The sequence below is a fragment of the Pseudomonas sp. AC112 genome (genome assembly GCF_979253545.1).
Map to the genome: position 1 here is coordinate 2,806,537 of NZ_CEEDCM010000001.1, position 19,792 is coordinate 2,826,328.

Annotated in this window: 18 protein-coding genes and 2 pseudogenes; 7 read left to right on the top strand and 13 right to left on the bottom strand. The window is 59.1% G+C overall.

Features of this window, described 5'->3' with window-relative positions:
• Window positions 1-21: 21 nt before the first annotated feature.
• On the top strand, window positions 22-1,395 hold the full coding sequence (gene creD / locus AC0IYN_RS12960; protein WP_457239354.1) for a cell envelope integrity protein CreD: 1,374 nt from the start codon (window positions 22-24) through the stop codon (window positions 1,393-1,395).
• A 174-nt stretch (window positions 1,396-1,569) separates the two neighbouring features.
• Here the strand turns inward: creD and AC0IYN_RS12965 are convergent, their stop codons facing one another.
• From AC0IYN_RS12965 to AC0IYN_RS13000, 8 genes are all read right to left on the bottom strand, one after another.
• Window positions 1,570-2,199: a glutathione S-transferase N-terminal domain-containing protein gene (locus tag AC0IYN_RS12965; RefSeq protein WP_406596684.1), complete on the bottom strand. Its 630-nt coding sequence runs from the start codon at window positions 2,197-2,199 to the stop codon at window positions 1,570-1,572.
• Between the two features lie 35 nt (window positions 2,200-2,234).
• On the bottom strand, window positions 2,235-2,411 hold the full coding sequence (locus tag AC0IYN_RS12970; protein WP_406596685.1) for a hypothetical protein: 177 nt from the start codon (window positions 2,409-2,411) through the stop codon (window positions 2,235-2,237).
• The gene (locus AC0IYN_RS12975) at window positions 2,408-3,511 is read right to left on the bottom strand and encodes a PepSY-associated TM helix domain-containing protein (protein WP_471841679.1); all 1,104 of its coding nucleotides are present in this window, start codon (window positions 3,509-3,511) and stop codon (window positions 2,408-2,410) included. The genes AC0IYN_RS12970 and AC0IYN_RS12975 overlap by 4 nt, the downstream gene beginning before the upstream one ends.
• Before the next feature lie 64 nt (window positions 3,512-3,575).
• A complete protein-coding gene (locus AC0IYN_RS12980) occupies window positions 3,576-6,008 on the bottom strand; it encodes a TonB-dependent siderophore receptor (RefSeq protein WP_471841681.1) in 2,433 nt (810 codons plus the stop codon).
• A 227-nt stretch (window positions 6,009-6,235) separates the two neighbouring features.
• Window positions 6,236-7,204, bottom strand: a complete 969-nt coding sequence (locus AC0IYN_RS12985; RefSeq protein WP_471841683.1) for a FecR domain-containing protein — start codon at window positions 7,202-7,204, stop codon at window positions 6,236-6,238.
• Window positions 7,201-7,719, bottom strand: a complete 519-nt coding sequence (locus AC0IYN_RS12990; RefSeq protein ID WP_078050462.1) for an RNA polymerase sigma factor — start codon at window positions 7,717-7,719, stop codon at window positions 7,201-7,203. Before AC0IYN_RS12990 ends, AC0IYN_RS12985 begins: the two co-directional genes overlap by 4 nt.
• Before the next feature lie 144 nt (window positions 7,720-7,863).
• Window positions 7,864-8,571, bottom strand: coding sequence for a 3'-5' exonuclease (locus AC0IYN_RS12995; RefSeq protein WP_406596689.1), 708 nt, complete (start codon window positions 8,569-8,571; stop codon window positions 7,864-7,866).
• Window positions 8,568-10,490 carry a putative nucleotidyltransferase substrate binding domain-containing protein gene (locus tag AC0IYN_RS13000; RefSeq protein ID WP_406596690.1) on the bottom strand — a complete coding sequence of 641 codons (1,923 nt, stop codon included), beginning with the start codon at window positions 10,488-10,490 and terminating at the stop codon, window positions 8,568-8,570. The genes AC0IYN_RS12995 and AC0IYN_RS13000 overlap by 4 nt, the downstream gene beginning before the upstream one ends.
• Window positions 10,491-10,736: 246 nt before the next feature.
• Here AC0IYN_RS13000 and AC0IYN_RS13005 point away from each other — a divergent pair, with 246 nt between their 5' ends.
• Together AC0IYN_RS13005 and AC0IYN_RS13010 are read left to right on the top strand one after the other, a co-directional pair.
• Window positions 10,737-11,183: a response regulator gene (locus tag AC0IYN_RS13005; RefSeq protein ID WP_457248024.1), complete on the top strand. Its 447-nt coding sequence runs from the start codon at window positions 10,737-10,739 to the stop codon at window positions 11,181-11,183.
• 128 nt (window positions 11,184-11,311) lie between these two features.
• The gene (locus AC0IYN_RS13010) at window positions 11,312-11,737 is read left to right on the top strand and encodes a hypothetical protein (protein WP_406596691.1); all 426 of its coding nucleotides are present in this window, start codon (window positions 11,312-11,314) and stop codon (window positions 11,735-11,737) included.
• Between the two features lie 57 nt (window positions 11,738-11,794).
• Here AC0IYN_RS13010 and AC0IYN_RS13015 read toward each other — a convergent pair.
• Window positions 11,795-12,082 (bottom strand): annotated as a pseudogene (locus AC0IYN_RS13015) (malate synthase G); the annotation flags it as partial.
• Between the two features lie 249 nt (window positions 12,083-12,331).
• On the opposite strand from AC0IYN_RS13015, the gene AC0IYN_RS13020 reads away from it, so the two are divergent.
• Complete coding sequence (locus tag AC0IYN_RS13020; RefSeq protein ID WP_406596692.1) at window positions 12,332-12,772, top strand: hypothetical protein; 441 nt, start codon at window positions 12,332-12,334, stop codon at window positions 12,770-12,772.
• Between the two features lie 160 nt (window positions 12,773-12,932).
• On the opposite strand, the pseudogene AC0IYN_RS13025 reads toward AC0IYN_RS13020, so the two are convergent.
• Window positions 12,933-13,016 (bottom strand): annotated as a pseudogene (locus tag AC0IYN_RS13025) (hypothetical protein); the annotation flags it as partial.
• Window positions 13,017-13,032: 16 nt separating this feature from the next.
• Between AC0IYN_RS13025 and AC0IYN_RS13030 the strand changes: the two are divergent.
• Both AC0IYN_RS13030 and AC0IYN_RS13035 read left to right on the top strand, forming a co-directional pair.
• Complete coding sequence (locus AC0IYN_RS13030) at window positions 13,033-13,458, top strand: hypothetical protein (RefSeq protein WP_471844858.1); 426 nt, start codon at window positions 13,033-13,035, stop codon at window positions 13,456-13,458.
• Between the two features lie 489 nt (window positions 13,459-13,947).
• Window positions 13,948-14,373 carry a hypothetical protein gene (locus AC0IYN_RS13035; RefSeq protein WP_471841687.1) on the top strand — a complete coding sequence of 142 codons (426 nt, stop codon included), beginning with the start codon at window positions 13,948-13,950 and terminating at the stop codon, window positions 14,371-14,373.
• A gap of 52 nt (window positions 14,374-14,425) precedes the next feature.
• On the opposite strand, the gene AC0IYN_RS13040 is transcribed toward AC0IYN_RS13035, so the two are convergent.
• A complete protein-coding gene (locus tag AC0IYN_RS13040) occupies window positions 14,426-16,603 on the bottom strand; it encodes a malate synthase G (protein ID WP_471841690.1) in 2,178 nt (725 codons plus the stop codon).
• Window positions 16,604-16,869: 266 nt separating this feature from the next.
• On the opposite strand from AC0IYN_RS13040, the gene AC0IYN_RS13045 reads away from it, so the two are divergent.
• Window positions 16,870-17,382 carry a glycine cleavage system transcriptional repressor gene (locus AC0IYN_RS13045; RefSeq protein ID WP_471841692.1) on the top strand — a complete coding sequence of 171 codons (513 nt, stop codon included), beginning with the start codon at window positions 16,870-16,872 and terminating at the stop codon, window positions 17,380-17,382.
• 223 nt (window positions 17,383-17,605) lie between these two features.
• Here AC0IYN_RS13045 and rarD read toward each other — a convergent pair whose 3' ends face one another.
• Window positions 17,606-18,490, bottom strand: a complete 885-nt coding sequence (rarD, locus tag AC0IYN_RS13050; protein ID WP_406596695.1) for an EamA family transporter RarD — start codon at window positions 18,488-18,490, stop codon at window positions 17,606-17,608.
• A 170-nt stretch (window positions 18,491-18,660) separates the two neighbouring features.
• A complete protein-coding gene (locus AC0IYN_RS13055; protein WP_457239360.1) occupies window positions 18,661-19,635 on the bottom strand; it encodes a serine/threonine protein kinase in 975 nt (324 codons plus the stop codon).
• Between the last annotated feature and the right edge of the window lie 157 nt (window positions 19,636-19,792).

The window sequence follows — 19,792 nt, forward strand, 5'->3', positions numbered from 1 at the left end:
CATCAAAACAGGGAGAGACCCATGAACCGCAGCCTGCTTTTCAAACTTGGCGCAATTGCGCTGCTGATCTTGCTGTTGCTGATTCCGTTGGTGATGATCAACGGCATCATCGCTGACCGCCAGTTCACTCGCGACAACGTATTGGACGACATTGCCCGCAGTTCCAGTTATAGCCAGCGCCTCACCGGCCCGGTGATGGTGGTGCCCTATCGCAAGACCGTTCGCGAGTGGAAGCTCAATGAAAAGCTCAATAAACGCTACGAAGTCACCCGTGAAGAGCGCGGTCGTTTGTATTTCCTGCCGGACCGTTTTGAGCTCGACGGTAACGTGCAAACCGAGCTGCGCGCGCGGGGTATCTACCAGGCGCGGCTGTTCCATGCCGACAACCGCATCAGCGGTCGCTTTGAAATGCCCGCGCAGCTGGGCATCACCGAAGATTTTGCTGATTACCGCTTTGAGCCGGCGTTTCTGGCGGTGGGCATCAGCGATATTCGCGGCATCGAAAACGCCTTGAAACTGGAGCTGGGCAGCCAGCAGCTGGAGTTCGAACCGGGCTCCCAGGTGGACTGGCTGGGTGAGGGCGTACATGTGGCGCTGCCGGAACAGGACAGCAAAAAGCCCCATGTCGTGGACTTTGCCTTTGATCTGCGCCTGCAAGGCACCGAGCAACTGCAAGTGGTGCCGGTGGGCAAGACCAGCCAGGTCTCACTCGCCTCCAACTGGCCGCACCCGAGCTTTATCGGCAACTTCCTGCCGGCACAACGCGAGATTACCGACAAAGGCTTTACCGCCAACTGGCAGACTTCATTCTTCTCCACCAACCTCGAACAGGCCCTGCAAGCCTGCCTGGACGGGAAGAGCTGCAATGACTTCAACAACCGCAGCTTTGGCGTGAACTTCATCGACCCGGTGGACCAGTACCTCAAGAGCGACCGTGCGATCAAATACGCGCTGCTGTTCATAGCCCTGACCTTTGCCGGCTTCTTCCTGTTCGAAGTGCTCAAGAGCCTGGCGGTGCACCCGGTGCAGTACGCCTTGGTGGGCGTTGCGCTGGCGTTGTTTTACCTGCTGCTATTGTCGTTGTCCGAGCACATAGGGTTCGCCTTGGCCTACCTGATCTCGGCGAGCGCCTGTGTGCTGTTGATTGGGTTCTACGTGTGCCATGTGCTGCGCAGCGTTGCCCATGGTCTGGGCTTCTCGGCGGGGTTGGCGGCGCTGTATGGCTTGTTGTACGGGCTGCTGAGTGCCGAGGATTACGCGTTGCTGATGGGCTCGCTGCTGCTGTTTGGCCTGCTGGGCACGGTGATGGTGCTGACGCGCAAACTGGATTGGTATGGCGTGGGCAAGCGCAAGGCGGCTGAGCCGATGTCGTTTGACCTGGAGGCGGTGCAATGATCGGGTTGCGGGAGGACCAGCAAATGAAGGCGCGGATTATCGACTACCTCAACAACGCCACCGCCCCCTGTAGGCGCTGGCTTGCCAGCGATGACGGTGGTCCAGTCAACGAGCCGCAAACTGACACTGCGCTATCGCTGGCAAGCCAGCTCCTACAAGGGACGGCGGTGGGTTTTAAACCGGTGGTTGGGTCTGTTGCATCGAAGGCCGCTGGCTGACCTCGGCATACCACGCGGCCAGCTGCGGGTTATCCAGGCGCCATTGCATATCCGGATGACGGAAGTCGAGGTAACCCAAGGCGCAGGCCACGCTGATGGCGGCGATGTCGAAGTGGCTGGTCAGTTCGGCAATCGCGTCCGCTTCCAATTCGGCGAGGCTGCGGCGGATCTTGTTGCGCTGCTCGTCCAGCCATTGGTCCCAGTGCTTTTCCGCCGGGCGCAGGGCGCTCTCGTAGCGCACCAGCACGGCGGCATCCATGATGCCGTCGGCCATCGAGGCCAGGGTCAGGCGGCGCCAGCGGGCCGAGCCGTCGCGCGGGATCAGCGGGTTGCCGACGTGCTGGTGGTCGAAGTAATCGAGGATCACCCGGCTGTCGTGCAGCACCGTGCCGTCGGCCAGGCGCAGGGCCGGGATCTTGCCCACGGGGTTGCCTTGCACCACCTGCGCATCCGGGTTGACCGGGGTCGGCATGCAGCCGTGCAGGGCGACGCGGTCCTGCTGGCCGGTTTCAGCCAGCAGCACGCGTACCTTACGAACGAACGGTGAAGCGGGGTTGTGGAACAAGGTCATGCTGGGAGCGGACATGGGCATTCCTCAAGAAAGGGCTGGGCTAATCTATCTCACCGTTTGAGCAAGGCCCAAGTGCCAATTGCAGCGGGAATGCCTAACCCGAGCCAACTGAGCGAATCCCACAGCCCATCGCCGAGCAATGCCGCAAACAACCCGGTGGCGCTGAGCAGGCCAATCCCCAGCGGCACACCAAACACCTTCCAGAAATTCGATTGCCTGGGCTTCATGCCTTGCCCGCCTTGCGCCGCACGATCCACAAGTAAATCCCACTGACCAGCACGATGATGGTCAGCACATCCAGCGCCGCCCACAGGATCTTCATCGGCATGCCGCCGTAGTCGCCAAAATGCAGCGGTTGGGACATGCCCATGGCGTCCATGTACCACGGCCGTTTGGCGATGGCGGTGACGGCCAGGGTGCTGGCGTCGATCAATACCGGCGTGAGCAGGTGCGAGGTCAGGTGGGTGCTGCCCTTCATGAACACGGCGTAATGGTGCTCGCTGGAAAAGCGCGTACCGGGGAAGGCGATGAAGTCCGGCGCCATGCCGGGTGCGGCCTTGGCGGCAATCGCCAGCAGCTCGGTGGCTGGCGCACGTTGGGTCAGTGGCGGGGCGTTTTTGTAAGGTTCGATCATCGCGCTGAGGCTGTCCTGGCGCCAGGCGGCGATGATCAGGTCGGCGCAGGCGCTGATCACGCCGGTCACGCCCACCACCAGCGCCCACGTCAGCGTGACCACGCCGATCAGGTTATGCAGGTCGAGCCAGCGCAGGCGGGTGGATTTGTCCTGGCGCACAGTGGCGAACGTCAAGCGCCGCATGAACGGCAGGTACAACACCGTGCCCGAGATGATCGCCAGCACAAACAAAATGCCCATGAACGCCAGCAACAGCTTGCCCGGCAGGCCGGCGAACATATCCACATGCAGGCGCAGCAGGAACAGGGTCAGGCCGCCGTTCGCCGCCGGGGTCTCCACGGCTTCACCCGTGCGTGCGTCGAGCATGAAGGTGTGGGACGCGTTGGGTTCGGTGCCGGCGGTGGCGGCCATGATCGCGATCACGCCGTTCTTGTCATCTTCGTCCCAGGCCAGGTACTGCATGGCTTCGCCAGGACGATGGGCCTGAGCCTTGGCCACCAGTTGTTCCAGGTTGAGCTGTGGCGTGTCGGCAGGCATCTGCGCCAACTCCGGCTCGTTGCCCAGCAGATGGTCGATCTCATGGTGAAACACCAGCGGCAGGCCAGTGAGGGCGAGCAGCAGCAGGAATACCGTGCAGACCAGGCTGGTCCAGGTGTGGATGAAGGACCAGCGGCGGATGGTTTTGCTTTTCATTTTTTTCAACCTTCAGACACACCAAAGCCGCCCACTGGGGCGGCCTGGCGGTTAACTCAGCCGATTACCACTGGTAGGTGGCGCTGGCGACGACGCTGCGTTGGTCGCCGAAGTAGCAGTAGTTGCCATCACAGGTAGACAGGTAGTCCTTGTTGAACAGGTTGGTGGCGTTCAACTTCACCGAGGCGCCCTTCAGGCTGTTGTCCAGGCGGCCCAGGTCGTAGTGCACGGCACCGTCAAACACGGTGTAGGCATTGGCCTTGCCCAGCCAGGTGTTGGCCTGGTCGCCGTAGGTGTTGCCGGTGTAGCGTGCGCCGAAGCCGATGCCGAAGCCATCCAGAACACCGGTGTGCCAGGTGTAGTCGGTCCACAGCGACGCTTGCTGGTTGGGCATCAAGGTCAGGCGGTTGCCTTTGTAGATGCCTTTTTGCACCTCGGATTTCGCCAGGGTGTAGGCGGCAATCACTTTGAGGTTCTCGGTCACGTCAGACACGGCTTCCAGCTCCAGGCCCTTGACCTTCACTTCGCCGGTCTGGCTGTTGATCTGCTGGCCCCCGGCGCCGAGGGTGGTCACCTGCACATTCTTCTGGGTCAGGTCATAGACTGCCGCACTCAGCAGCGTATTGGAGCCGGGCGGCTGGTACTTGACGCCCATTTCCCACTGCTTGCCCTCTGTCGGTTTGAACGTCTTGGTGGCGTTGGTATCGGCGTTGCTCGCTGGCTGGAATGATTCGGCGTAGGACAAGTACGGTACGAAGCCCGAGTCGAACACGTAGCTCAGGGCTGCGTTGCCACTGAAGTGTTTGATGCGGTCAGTGTTGGTCGCGTCGTTGTCGTTGAAGTAGGTGGTGCCCTGATGCACCCAGTCTTCACGCCCGCCCAGGGTCAGACGCCAGTTGTCCAGGGCCATCTGGTCTTGCGCGTAGAGGCCGGTTTGAACGGTTTTCTGGTTGTAGTCGTAAAAAGGACGAACGCCGGTTGGGCGCACTGTCGGCTGGGTGTTGACCGGGTTGAAAATGTTGATATTCGACGCAGTGCCGTAGATTGCGCGATAGGTGGTATCGGTGCGTTGGTGATCCAGGCCGAGCAAAAAGGTGTGGGTGATGTCGCCAGTGGCAAAGTCAGCCTGGAAGTTGTTGTCCACCGCGAACTGGCCGATGCTTTCATTCACGTTGGTGGTCGACCGGGAGATATCGCCCGCCGCATTGGCTGGGGAGAATGCATAGGAGCCCACGGTCAATTGCTGGAAGTCCAATTCCGACTTGGTGTAGCGCAGGTTCTGCTTGAACTGCCACGTATCGTTGAAGCGATGTTCGAACGCATAGCCCAGCGCGTAGTAAGTGCGGTCGTAGAACTCGTAGTCCGGGTCGCCCAGGTTCTTGTGGTGGGAAACGTCGCCCATCGGTGATTTGATCTTGGTGCCCTGGATCGGCATGAACTGGCTGGTGGTGCCCGTGTCGTCGCGCGTGAACTGCGACAGGAAGGTCAGCTTGGTATCCGGGTCGATGTTCCAGGTCAGGCTCGGCGCGATGTTGTAGCGCTTGTTGTCGATATGGTCGACTTGGGTACCGGCATCGCGCACCACCCCGCTGAGGCCGTAGAGGAACTGGCCTTCGTCATCGAGCTTACCGGTGCTGGCAAAGTTGATCTGGCGATAGTTGTCGCTGCCGTATTGCACCTGGACGGCATTGCTCGACTCAGCGCTGGGACGGCGGCTGACCATGTCCAGCAAGCCACCCGGTGGGGTCTGACCGTAGATCGACGAGGCTGGGCCGCGCAGCAGGGCGAGGCGATCGAGGTTCCAGGTCTCGGCTTTCGGGTTGGCATACACGCCACGCGGCAGTGGCAGGCCGTCGAGGAACTGGGTTGGTTCGAAGCCGCGCACACGCATCCAATCGTAGCGGGTGTCGCTGCCGTAGCTGGCGGAAACAATGCCAGGCATGTATTTGACTGCGTCATCCAGGTTCTGGACGTTGCGGTCTAGCATCTGTTCGCGGGTGGCGACGGAGATCGAGCGTGGCGCCTCGACCAGCGCGGTGTCGGTCTTGGTGCCCGCGGCGGTGCGCGTAGCCAGATAGCCTTGCACCGGGCCCCAGGCACTTTCCGGGTTGCCGTCTTGCCCTGTGATATTGGTGACCGGCAGTGCCATCACGCCGTCGGGAACCGCCACCAAGGTATAAGTCCCCGCACTGCTCTGCTCCAACTGCAACCCGGTACCACGCAACGCCTCACGCAGCGCACCCGGCGCATCGAACTGGCCCTGGACCGGCGCCGAGGTCTTGCCCGCGGCGAGCGCCGGGGTGAGGGTCAGCGCCAGGCCGCCCTGGCTGGCGATCTGGTTGAGGGTGGTGGCCAATGGTGCCGCCGGCAGGTTGTAGGCGCGCACGCTGGAGGCCTGTTCGGCAGCGATCAGCGAGGTGCTGGCCAGCGGGGCGCTGAGGGCAATGGCCATGGCTAACAGGCTGGGGCGCAACAGGGTATCTAGCGTGCGGGACATAGGGCGGCTCCTGAATGGAAATATTTCGCAATTGCCTAGGTGCCGAACGAGAATCGAAAAGTGATAGGGCAGGATGAAAATATTTTTCCCTGGGCGTTAAGGTGTGCTTGCGGGCCGCTTCGCGGGCAAGCCCGGCTCCCACATTCGGCCGTGTTTTTTCAGGCAGAACGCGGTCAAGTGTGGGAGCTGGCTTGCCTGCGAAAGCGATAGCCAAGGCACCGCAAAGCCTAAGGCTTGCCCTTAACCGTCACCCACCACGGCGTGTGCTGCTCAATCTGCACCGGCAAGGTCGGCAGCAGCGCATTGAGTGCCAAGGTGGTGTCGTGCAGTGGGAAGCTGCCGGTGATGCGCAGGTCGGCCACGTTTTTATCCACGCCCAAGTAGCCGGTGCGGTAGCGGCTCAGCTCCTCGACCACATCGCCCAGGCGGGCGTTGTCCACCACCAGCATGCCGCGGGTCCAGGCGTCGGTGGCCGGGGTGACGGCCAGCAGCGGGCCGAGGCCGTCGCTGCGCATCAGCACTTGCTGGCCTTCCTTGAAGACCTGTTCCTGTTGCAGCGCCTCGGGCCGGGCGGCCACCGCCGATTGCAGCACGCTCAAGCGCGTGGCGTCGCCTTCACGCTTGACGATAAACCGCGTGCCCAGTGCGCGCAGGCTGCCGTCGCGGGTCTGTACATAGAAGGGGCGTGCGTCGTTGTGGCCGGTCTCGACCAGAATCTCGCCTTCCTGCAACACGATCAGCCGGCGTTTTTCATCAAAGCGCACGTCGATGGCGCTGTGGGTGTTGAGGTTGATCAGCGTGCCATCCGCCAGCTTCAGCGTGCGCTGCTCGCCGGTAGCGGTGCGTTGGTCGGCCAGCCAATAGTGGATCGGCACATAGCGCTCACCGGCAAACAACGCCAGGCCGACGACCAGTGCAATGCTCGCCAGGCCGCTGCCCAGCTTGCGCACGCGCTGGCGAATGCCTTCGCGCGATTGCAACAGTGCCGCCCGCGCGGGGCCCGAGGCCACGCTGAAACGCTGGTCGAGCATGCCCAACTGGCGCCAGGCGCGGGCGTGCTCTTCATCGCTGGCCAGCCATTTGTCGAACTCTTCGCGCTCCACCAGGCTGCCGTCGCCCGAATCGAGGGACAGTTGCCAGGCAATCGCGGCATCGAGCACGCGGGCCGAGACCGGTTTGGAACTGATCACCGTCACTGCGGTTCGCCATACAGGGCGATATAGCACTGGCGAATGCCCTGGGCCAGGTACTGGCGCACACGGGGCACCGACACGCCAAGGCGTTGCGCGATTTCTGCATGGCCCAGGCCGTCCAGGCGGCTGTAGAGGAAGGCTGCGCGGGCCTTGCTCGACAGCTTGCCGAGCAGGCGGTCGATGGCCTTGAGGTCTTCGAGGATCAGTTGCTGTTCTTCCGGCGAAGGATGTTCGCTTTCCGGGATCAGCATCAGCTCGGTGAGGTACGCCTGTTCCAGCGCGGCGCGGCGGAAGTAGTCGAACAACAAGCCCTTGGCGATTGCTACCAGGAAGGCCCGTGGCTCGCGGGGTTCGCGCAACTCGTCACGGCCCAGCAGGCGCATGAAGGTGTCCTGGCTCAGGTCTTCGGCGCGGCTCGGGCAGGCGACGTTGCGTCGGAGCCAGGCCAGCAGCCAGCCACGATGGTCGCGATACAACGCGCCAACTAGCTCACTGTGTGGGTTCTGGATCGACGACAAGGCATCACCTAGCAAACAGGATGTTTAAACTAACGAGAATTATTCGCGATTGTGTCAGAGGCGTGGGATGGGCGCAATTGGCGTCTGTCGGTTTGAAGGGGCGCGCGTTTGTGGTGAGCGGGCTCACCACCCGGGTCCGCGGCGTTAGAAAGAGGGCGCCTGTTTACGCCGTTTCCACTGGCTCAAACGCTCCTGCAGCGCCTGGGGCGTGTCGATGTGCTGCTGGCGCGCGCGGCTGAGCAGGATGAGCATCAGCTCCGCCGTGGCCAGGGCATCAGCGCTGGCGTGATGGCGTTCGCCCACGTGCAGGTTGAAGTAGTTGATCCAATCGTCCAGCCCGGCTTCACGAATAGGCGCGTCGGGGCACAGCAGCGGGGCGATGTCGGCCACATCCAGAAACGGGTGGGCCAGGCGGTAACCGAGGCTGTCCTTGAGCGCCCGGCACAGCATGTGTTGATCGAACGGTGCATGAAAGGCTAGCAACGGGCTGTCGCCGACAAACGTCATGAAGTCCAGCAGGGCTTCCACCGGGTCGCTGCCGGCCGCTATCGCACTGGGGCCGAGGCCGTGGATCAACACGCTGGGGCTGAGTTTTGTTTCGGCCCTTTGCAGGGTGCGCTCGAACATCTGCGAAAAGTCCACCGCGCCATCCTCGATCACCACCGCGCCGATGGACAGCACGTGGTCACGGTTGAGGTTGAGGCCGCTGGTTTCCAGGTCCAGCACGACCCAGCGTTGGCTGCGTAACGGTTGGTCGCCCAATGGCGAGGGTTGGCGCAGCTGTTCCAGGCGCTGTTGTTGACTGCTGTCGAGCCCGGGCTTCTTCGTACGCAGCCAGCCGAACAAACTCACAGCTGATACCGCAATGTCAGGCTGCTTTGCAGGCGCTGAGCCTGGCGCAGGGATTCACGCAGGATGCGCCGGTCCAAGTGGTTGAGGCTCTCCGGGTCGACACGGTTGGAATAGGGCTGGTTCTCACGGGTCTGCAACTGATGCTGTTGCATGCGGGTTTGCTGGATAAAGTGGTAGGCCTCTTCGTAGGCCGCGCCGTCGAGGGGCTCGATCACTTCCTTGACCACCAGCTGACGCAGGCGCTCCAGGGTGTTGTTGGCGTGGATGCCATTGGCCAGGGCCAGCAGGCGTGCGCCGTCGACAAAGGGTGTAAGACCCTGCACCTTGAGGTCGAGGGTGGCTTTCTCACCACCGTTGCGGGTCAGCACAAACTCGCGAAAACGCCCTACGGGTGGTCGCTGACGCAGCGCGTTTTCGGCCAGCATGCGTTGGAACAATCGGTTATCGGCCACTTGGTCGAGAATGCCTTGGCGCAATTGCTCGCAACCGCGCTCATCGCCCCACACCACACGCAAATCGAAATAGATGCTGGAGCCCAGCAGGTTTTCCGGCGTCGCCTCGCGGATAAACGCTGCGAACCGCCGCGCCCATTCTGCCCGCGACAAGCACAACGCCGGGTTGCCGGCCATGATGTTGCCCTTGCACAGGCTGAACCCGCACAGCGCCAGGCTCTGGTTGATCTGCTGCGCGAGTGGCAACAGGCGGCCACGAATTTCGGCCGCTTCGGCGGCGTCCTTGGCGTCGAACAGGATGCCGTTGTCCTGATCGGTGTACAGCGTCTGCTCGCGGCGGCCTTCGCTGCCAAAGCACAGCCAACTGAACGGCACGCCGGGGTCGCCCTTTTCGGCGAGGGTCAGCTCGATCACCCGGCACACGGTGTGATCGTTGAGCAGCGTAATAATGTGGGTGATCTGGGTGGATGACGCGCCGTGGGCCAGCATGCGTTCGACCAACTGGCCGATCTCGCCGCGAATCGCCACCAGGTTGTCGACCCGCGGTGCATTGCGGATGGTGCGCGCCAGGTGCACCAGGTCCACCCGTTGCAGGGAAAACAGGTCGCGCTCGGACACCACGCCGCACAGGCGCTGGTCCTTGACCAGGCACACATGGGCGATATGCCGCTCGGTCATGGCGATCGCAGCGTCGAAGGCGCTGTGGTCCGGGGTGAGGAAGAAGGGCGCCTGGGTCATATGGCCCTCGATGCCCTGGCTGAAGTCGCTGGTGCCGTCAGCCACAACCTGACGCAGGTCGCGCAGGGTGAAAATCCCCAGGGGCGCCTTGTGCTCGTCGACGATCACAATGCTGCCCACCTGTTGCTCATGCATCAGTGTGACGGCTTCGCGTAGCGGTGTGATTGGGCTGCACGTCACCGGGTGGCGCATGGCCAACTCGCCGAGGCGAGTGTTCAGGGAGTATTGAGTGCCAAGGGTTTCCACTGCCTTTTGCTGGACTTGCTGGTTGACCTGGTCCAACAGGCTGCTGACGCCGCGCAAGGCAAAGTCGCGAAACGGGCTGGAAAGCGCGAACAGCTTGATAAAGGCGGGCTTGTTCAGTTGCAGGCAGAAGGTGTCTTCGGCGGCCTTGTGTTCGGTGCGGGTCGCCCGTTCGCCTAGCAAGGCTGCCAGGGGGAAACATTCGCCGGTGGTGATTTCAAAGGTGGGTTCGGCGCTGTCCGGCCGCTCTCCCACCACGCGGCCCTGCTTGACGATGTAGAAGTGTTCGACCGGCCCGCCCGACGGTTTGAGGATGCTGTCGCCGGGGCCATAGAAGCGTAACTGGCACTGTTCCACCAGAAACGCCAGGTGGGCATTTTCCATCTGGTTGAACGGCGGGAAGCGTTGCAGGAATTGCAGGGTGCCGTGGATATTTTGCAACACAGCAGTTTTCCCCGCCTGGGCGAAGGCATCAGCTTTACTCATAACAGTGACCGCAGTTTTTTTGTCGTTATCGTCCCTCATGGTCGACTCCTGCGCGGCGGGTGCCCATTGGACGTAAGTCTAGGTCGATACAAACGGCACACACCTAGGGAAAAACCTTACATGACTATCGTCCAAAACCCGTAGAACGCCCACTAGGCAAACTTTCCGACGAAGTGCACATTGATCGCCCTTCCGCAGATGTCTGACGAGTGTGCTGGGAGATTGATGAGAATTGCTGAGAACCGTATGTCCGACCACGATATTTTGAGTGATGCCGAGCGCGAGGCGCTGAGCGCCGTGATGCTGGAGCCTGATTTACCGCCACAACGTGTATTGATTGTTGACGATGACAAGGACGCACGTGAACTGCTGGCGGAAATCCTGGGGCTGGACGGTATTCGCTGCATGACCGCCGAAAGTGGTGAGGCGGCGTGGGATTTGTTGAAGTCCAGCAGCTCCATCGGTTTACTGATCACCGACCTGCGCATGGCCCCCAGCAATGGCCTGGAACTGATCCGACAAGTGCGTGAATCTACGCGTGCGGCGCTGCCGATCATCATCATGTCGGGGGATGCCGAGGCGCCGGACGTGATCGATGCGATGCATTTGAGCGTGGTGGATTTTTTGCTGAAGCCAATTGATAGCGTGAAGTTGGCGAAGATGGTGAAACGGGAGTTGGGGATGGCGCAGTAACTACCGTCTGTCTTTTTTATATTCGAACTGTCAATTCTCACAGTAGGCAAGCAAGCGGTCCTAAAGCCTACTGCTCTGGAGGGTTCTGGTCTTCAGCCAGGGCCATATACACTCCATGGGAGCCGGTTATGTCTATTCAAAAGTCTAAGGATCAAGCAAATAACGGTCACGCAAGTATTCTAATTCTTAGGGATGGAACGGAACGCCCTGTACACTCTACTAATGTAGATGCAAGCTTGAGACATTTTTCGGTCATCACGGACGGTGCAGGGTCGTTGATAGCTGAGTATGGGAATACTTTGTTTCCGCGGGATGAGAAGTACGAGTTCGACTTTCCACGAGATCCAGATAAGCATCGCGGAAACATCGATTATAGAGACGAAAAAGGTGTTTATTTTATAAGCCCTATTTCTGGAAAGTTTGTTGTTGTTTCCAAAGACGCGGGCGCCCCGGGTACGTATACAAACCATATTAATTACATAAATTTAAAGTTTAAGAATCAGGAGCAAGAGGTCACGATTAACGGCACAGGTGAAGCCACTTTCACTTTTTAATTGACAGTCTTCCTGAAAAGAAGAAAGCCCCGGTCTCTCGACCGGGGCTCTTTTCATTTACAAGCCGTCCTTAGCCTTGAACTCCCGACGCCGACGGTGCAACACCGGCTCGGTATACCCATTAGGCTGCTTAGTCCCTTCAATCACCCACTCCACTGCGGCCTGGAACGCGATGTTGCTGTCGAAATCCGGGGCCAGCGGGCGGTACAACTTATCCCCGGCATTCTGACGGTCCACCACCGGCGCCATGCAGTTGAGGCTTTCCATCACCTGGTCTTGGTTGACGATGCCATGGCGCAGCCAGTTGGCGATGTTTTGGCTGGAGATACGCAGGGTGGAGCAGTCCAGGGTAAGCGCAGGCGCCAGACATGATCAGCACGATGCGTTTGGGCGTGGCGGATTTGCCTCCCAAACCGGTTGATAGCATGAAATTGGCGAAGAGGGTGAAGCGCGAGCTGGGGATATCGCAGTACCGTCCGTCAGGAGGTGGTTAAAACTGTTAACTCTAACAGTAGGCAATCCTGAGAGCGGCTCCTTTACTGTACGAAGGCCTGACAAGCTTGTCGTTCCCTAACGCTTAAAGAGGTGCATAGAATGAATACTGATAACCACTTTGCCGATAAGGTCGAATTTAAAGAGGTGCGTGCAAAAGTTGTGGAATCTGTGGGGCATGTATTAGTGTTGGCCGACGGAGGAGCCCGTTTTTTTCGTACAACAATGATCCTGGCTCAGAGATCCAGTATGTCGATCTATAGTGATGATTTTTTATCTCCTGAGAACCTGTTTTGGTCATATGGGCAGGAGCTAACGGAGGGGGATCATCACTTTGATGTTAAAAGCTTGTTTAGAAATGGGTATACAAGTCCGCAGCATCAACAGGTTTATTCAGCCAAGAGCGGTGACGTTTACGTTTCTGTAACGAAGCATTCAGATCGCAGCTTTACCCACGACGGTTGGTTTTTGAATGTCCGCTTTGAGGAGGACGCGCTCAAGGTTTCTTTAAGCGGAAGTTTCAAAACAACATTTTATTATTGACCTGGTCAGTCGATAATTAAAAGAGATTCTGAACCTGTCTATTAAATCCAGGCTTTAAGTCGGGGGCTTTTTATCAACGATTCACAGGTTACAGAATCTCATTTCCGAAAATAAAAAGCCCTAATGGTTTGATCAGGGCTTTTTATGTTTCGGTCACTCGTTATAGGCCGTTTTTAGCCTTGAACTCCCGACGCCGACGGTGCAACACCGGCTCGGTGTACCCATTCGGCTTATTGGTCCCTTTGAATTTGGCGAAGAGGGTGAAGCAGACGCTGGCGATGGTGCACCCACTGCCGTTTATCTTTTTTTTGTTCGAACTGTCAATTCTCACAGTAGGCAAGCGAGGGGTTAGCGATTTCACTGCACGGGAGAGTTCTGGTCTTCAGCCAGGGGCTTATACCCGTCAAAAGGAGCGAGTGATGGCTATTAAAAAATCTAACGATCAAGCAAATAGCAATAATGCACATATTTTAATACTCAGGGGGGGCAAGCCGCGATTTATTTATGCTCCACATCGTGATGTATCTGCAAGCTTGAGTCATTTCTCGATCATCACCAGAGAGGTGGCTGGGGCGTTGACGGCGGAGTACGGGACTTCGCTGTCTCCGCGGGATGAGCTCTACGAGTTTGACTTTCCGCGAGATCCAGAGAAACATCGAGGTAACATCGAGGTAACATCGAGGTAACATCGATTATAGATACGAAAATGGTCTTTATTTTATAATGCCTACCTCTGGAAAGTATTTTGTTCTTTGCCAACGCACGGGCCTCTCAAATACGTACAGTATGTATATTACCTGCATCAATCTGACATTTAAGAATGAAGAGCATGAAGTCACGATTAACGGCACAGGTGAAGCCACTTTTACTTGGCCCGCTCAATAAGATCGAACACCCTGATCTTGCGATCAGGACTGTTTCATTTGCCGTCCGTCAGATTCATTTTAAAACTGTTAATTTTAACAGTATCCGCAGCGCGCTCAGAGGGCGTAGTTTGCGCGAGAGGTTACTGATTAAGTATCAGTGGCTTCTGGTTCTAGAGCAGCACCCGAGAACGTGGGTGATTAATTGACAACGTTGACGACTTACATCGATACGCCTGAAATAACGACGGTTCAAGACCTGAAGTGTTACTGCAGGATGAGCCCCCTGTTTAGCGTTAGTAGGAGCAAGTTATGATAACTGGAAAAAAATCCCAAAATATTCAAATAGGAAAGCGCGTCCTCCCGATGAAAATTGTTGGGACAGGGACTGTTCAACTATATCGCAGCACTGATCTAGAGGAGGAATGGACGACGGATAACTTGTTTTTTGCATCCCACGGCATGGAGTTTAGAGTGGAAAATAAAATTTTCTTTATCTTCTATAAACAGGATGTGACACAGGACGGTACGTATGAGTGGGCTTTTAGAGAAGATGAATTGGCCGTATTTTATCAGGTAGGTAATATTCAATATCCGGTTTTTGGCGTGGCGTTGTTAACGGTCAGTGAGTCTGAAAGTAGGCAAAAACTTTTCGTTCAGGGTTATTACCACGATACGTCGGGGCGCGCGGTGCTTATTTATGCGGAAGGCGAGGGGAAGTCAACGGTTATTAATTAAATACACAAAATTAAAAAGCCCTGATTTTACAATCAGGGCTTTTTTCAACTACTTACACACCATTCTTGGCCTTGAACTCCCGACGCTTGCGATGCAACACCGGCTCGGTATACCCATTAGGCTGCTTGGTCCCTTCAACCACCAACTCCACCGCCGCCTGGAACGCGATATTGCTGTCGAAGTCCGGCGCCAGCGGGCGGTACAACTTATCCCCGGCATTCTGACGGTCCACCACCTGCGCCATGCGCTTGAGGCTTTCCATGACCTGGGCTTCATTAACGATGCCGTGACGCAGCCAGTTGGCGATGTGCTGGCTGGAGATGCGCAGGGTGGCGCGGTCTTCCATCAGGCCCACATCGTTGATGTCGGGCACTTTCGAGCAGCCGACGCCCTGGTCGATCCAGCGCACCACATAGCCGAGGATACCCTGGGCATTGTTGTCCAGCTCGTTGCGGATCTCTTCGTCAGACCAATCGGTATTGCTGGCCAGGGGGATGGTCAGGATATCGTCCACCGACGCGCGCTCGCGCTTGGCCAGTTCGGCCTGGCGGGCGAATACGTCGACCTTGTGATAATGCAACACGTGCAGGGCTGCCGCTGTAGGCGACGGTACCCAGGCGGTGTTGGCGCCGGCCAGTGGGTGGGCGATCTTCTGCTCGAGCATCGCCGCCATCAGGTCGGGCATCGCCCACATGCCTTTACCGATCTGCGCGCGACCCTGCAGGCCGGTGCTCAAGCCGATATCGACGTTCCAGTTTTCATAGGCGCCGATCCATTTTTCCGCCTTCATCGCGGCCTTGCGCACCATCGCGCCGGCTTCCATGGAGGTGTGGATCTCGTCGCCGGTACGGTCGAGGAAGCCGGTGTTGATGAACACCACGCGCTCGCTGGCGGCCTTGATGCAGGCTTTGAGGTTGACCGTGGTGCGGCGCTCCTCGTCCATGATCCCGACTTTCAGCGTGTTGCGCGGCAGGTTCAGCACGTCTTCGATGCGCCCGAACAGCTCGTTGGTGAACGCAGCTTCTTCCGGGCCGTGCATTTTCGGTTTAACGATGTACACGGAACCGGTGCGGCTGTTCTTGCGCGTGCTGTTGCCGTTGAGGCTGTGGATCGCCGCCAGGCTGGTGATCAGCCCGTCGAGAATGCCTTCCGGCACTTCGTTGCCGTCTTTGTCGAGGATCGCGTCGATGGTCATCAAGTGGCCAACGTTGCGCACGAACAGCAGCGAACGGCCATGCAGGGTCACGTCCTGGCCATTCACGCCGGTGTAGACGCGGTCGGCGTTCATGGTGCGGGTGAAGGTCTTGCCGCCCTTGGCCACTTCTTCGGCCAGGTCGCCCTTCATCAGGCCGAGCCAGTTGCGGTAGATCACCACTTTGTCATCGGCATCCACGGCGGCGACCGAGTCTTCGCAGTCCATGATGGTGGTCAGCGCGGCTTCCACCAGCACGTCTTTGACGCCGGCGGCGTCGGTCTGGCCGACCGGGGTGCTGGCATCGATCTGGATTTCGAAGTGCAGGCCGTTGTGTTTCAACAGGACCGCAATCGGTTGGGCGCTGTCGCCCTGGAAGCCGATCAACTGCGCGTCGTCGCGCAGCCCGCTGTTGCTGCCGCCCTTGAGGCTGACGATCAGCGTGCCATCGACGATCTTGTAGCCGGTCGAATCCACATGGCTGCCGGCGCTGAGCGGTGCGGCTTCATCGAGGAAAGCACGGGCAAAGGCAATCACCTTGTCGCCACGCACTTTGTTGTAGCCCTGGCCCTTCTCGGCGCCGTCGGCTTCGCTGATGGCGTCGGTGCCATACAGCGCGTCGTACAGCGAGCCCCAACGCGCGTTCGAGGCGTTGAGGGCGAAGCGGGCGTTCATCACCGGCACCACCAACTGCGGGCCGGCCATGCGGGCGATTTCGTCATCGACGTTTTGGGTCGTGGCCTGGAAGTCTGCGGCTTCTGGCAGCAGGTATCCGATGTCTTGCAGGAAGGCCTTGTAGGCCACCGGGTCGTGCGCCTGGCCGGCGTGGGTCTGGTGCCAGGTATCGATCCGCGCTTGGAAATCGTCGCGTTTGGCGAGTAGGGCTTTGTTCTTCGGTGCCAGGTCGTGGATGACCTTGTCGGCACCGGCCCAGAACTGGTCGGCAGTGATGCCGGTGCCGGGAATGGCTTCGTTGTTCACGAAGTCGAACAGGACTTTGGCGACCTGCAGGCCACCGACTTGAACGTGTTCAGTCATTGCTTGCCTCACTCTGCACAGCTTAAGCGCTTTTTAGATTTTCATTATGTAGTGCCAGGTTGCGCATACTACATGATGACTTGCGGTTGTGAAAATTAGACTAAATACGTCGTTTAGCGACCCACTTTGGTCGTACGGTCACAGCGGAGAACCGGATGTTCTCAAAAAACTGTTGGATTGTTCCAGATAAATATAAAAATGGTACACGATTTGTTATCGAGGGCCTTCGGGTCCACCTTGTAGATTGAATTCCAGAGGGCGTTGCCATGGACCATCTTGTACTCACAATTATCGCTGCCGACAAACCCGGCCTCGTTGAACGCATCGCGCAGAATATCGCTGCCCACGGTGGCAACTGGCTGGAAAGCCGCATGGCCCACATGGCCGGGCAGTTCGCCGGGATCCTGCGGGTCAGCGTGCCGGCGGAGAACCGTCAGGCATTGGTGGGGGCGCTGGAGGATTTATCCACACACGGCATACGCGTGTTGGTGGGTGAGGGCAGCAGCGGCCAGGCACTGGCGTCCAAATCGATTGTGATGACGCTGGTGGGCAATGACCGTTCGGGCATCGTGCGCGAAATCACCGCGCTGTTGAGCAAGCAGGGCGTGAACCTGGGGAGCTTGAGCACGGACGTGCGCCCGGCGCCCATGAGCGGAGACCCGCTGTTTACCGCCGAGGCCGTGTTGCAGGTGCCGGCGAACTTATCCCTGGATGACTTGCAGCAATCCCTGGAAACCCTGGCGGATGACCTGATGGTGGAACTGCACAGCGAGGAGTAAAGCGCCCACAGGGTTATGCATGGAAATCTTGCATGGGCCTGTGGATAACCTGTAGAGACCCGTTGCCAGGCCACACCGGCCGGGGCTCTTCGCCAACTGAGCAAAAAACGAGCAGTTTCAAGGGCTTGTGCACAAATGGCGGGGATCAGGTTGTGGATAACCTTGGGGTGGATGGCTGCAAGCCACGCATTCTGTGGCTTGCAGAGGTTTGTACGATATTTGATCAGCGTTTGCGCACGCTGAGCCAGATATCTACGCTGTACACCACCAGGCCCGCCCAGATGAAGGCGAAGGCGGTCAGGGTGCTCGGCGCCAGGTGTTCGCCGAACAACAGCACGGCTTCGAGCAATACCAGCGTCGGTGCGACGTACTGCAAAAAGCCCAATGCGGTGTAGGGCAAATGCCGTGCGGCGGCGTTGAAACACACCAGCGGGATCAGCGTCACCGGGCCAGCCGCCACCAGCCACCAGGCTTCGGACGTACTCCAGAAGGCCATCTGTGCGCTATGGGCCGACGGGTTGAACAGCAGCCATGCCACGGCAATCGGTACCAGCATCCAGGTTTCCACCACCAGCCCCGGCAGCGCCTTGACCGGTGCTTGCTTGCGGATCAGCCCGTAGAAGCCGAAGGTCAGCGCCAGTACCAGCGACACCCATGGCAAGCTACCCACCTGCCAGACCTGTTGCGCCACGCCCACTGCGGCCAGCCCAACGGCGACCCACTGCAGACGACGCAGGCGTTCACCCAGAATCAGCATGCCCAGCACCACATTCACCAGCGGGTTGATGTAGTAACCCAGGCTCGCTTCCAGCATGCGCCCGCTGTTTACCGACCACACATAGGTCAGCCAGTTGCCCGCGATCAACGACCCGCTGAGGGCCAGGATCGCCAGGCGCTTGGGGTTGTCACGCAACTCGCGGAACCAGCCGGGATGCTTCCATACCATCAACAGCAAACCGCCGAACAGCGCTGACCACAACACGCGGTGCACAATGATTTCGGCGGCGGGTACGCTGGCGATGGCTTTGAAGTAGAGCGGGAACAGACCCCAGATGACGTAGGCGCTCAGGCCCAGGATGTACCCCTTCCGGGGGTTGGCGGCGTGCATTGCAGAATCCTTGCTTAGGCAGCTAACAAAGCGCGATTGTAAGGATATTTCTCAGGCAATGGGATCTGCTTTCTGTGGGAGCGGGGCTTGCCCGCGATTGCATCACCTCGGTACTCCTGCCAAACCGAGGCGTGTGCGTCGCGGGCAAGCCCGGCTCCCACAGAGAAGCTTCAGAAGAGTTTCAGGGGTTCTTCGTTCAGGGCCGAGAGTTGCTCACGCAGCGCCAACACCTGATCACCCCAATAACGCTCGCTGCCAAACCACGGGAAACTGTGGGGAAACGCCGGGTCGTCCCAACGCCGAGCCAGCCAGGCGCTGTAGTGCATCAGGCGCAGGGCGCGCAGGGGTTCGATCAATGCCAATTCGCGCGGATCGAAGTCATGGAACTCCTGATAGCCGTCCATCAATTCCGACAATTGGCCCAGGCATTCCTGGCGATCGCCGGCGAGCATCATCCACAGGTCCTGCACCGCCGGGCCCATGCGGCAGTCATCCAGGTCGACGATATGGAACATCTCGTCGCGACACATCATGTTGCCGGGGTGGCAGTCGCCGTGCATGCGGATGTTCTTGTGCGGCGTGGCCTTGTACACCTCTTCCACCCGCTTGAGCAGGTCGCGGGCCACGGACTCGTAGGCCGGCAGCAGGCTCTTGGGGATGAAATTGCCTTCCAGCAGCGTGGTGAGGGAATCGTGACCGAAGTTCTTCACGGCCAGGGCTTCACGGTGTTCGAACGGGCGGGTGGCGCCCACCGCATGCAAACGGCCGAGCAATTGCCCAAGGCGATACAGTTGATCGAGATTGCCCGGCTCCGGCGCACGGCCGCCACGGCGAGGGAACAAGGTGAAACGGAACCCGGCATGTTCGAACAGGCTTTCGCCGTTGTGGATCAGGGGCGCGACCACCGGCACTTCGCATTCGGCCAGTTCGAAGGTGAAACGGTGTTCTTCGAGGATCGCCTCGTTGGTCCAGCGCTGCGGGCGATAGAACTTGGCGATCAGTGGCTCTGAATCCTCTATGCCCACTTGGTAGACGCGGTTTTCGTAGCTGTTGAGCGCCAGAACGCGAGCATCGCTGAGGAAACCGATGCTTTCGACAGCGTCGAGCACCAGGTCGGGGGTGAGTGTTTCAAACGGGTGGGCCATGCGAACTCCTGCGCGCAGCAGGGCGCCGCGTCCGGCCGGGTATGGTAACAGTGATAGGTGGTGACTGTGCGGACGCCTTCGCGAGCAAGCCCGCTCCCACATTCGACCGCATTCTCATGCTGGAACTCGGTCAAGTGTGGGAGCGGGCTTGCTCGCG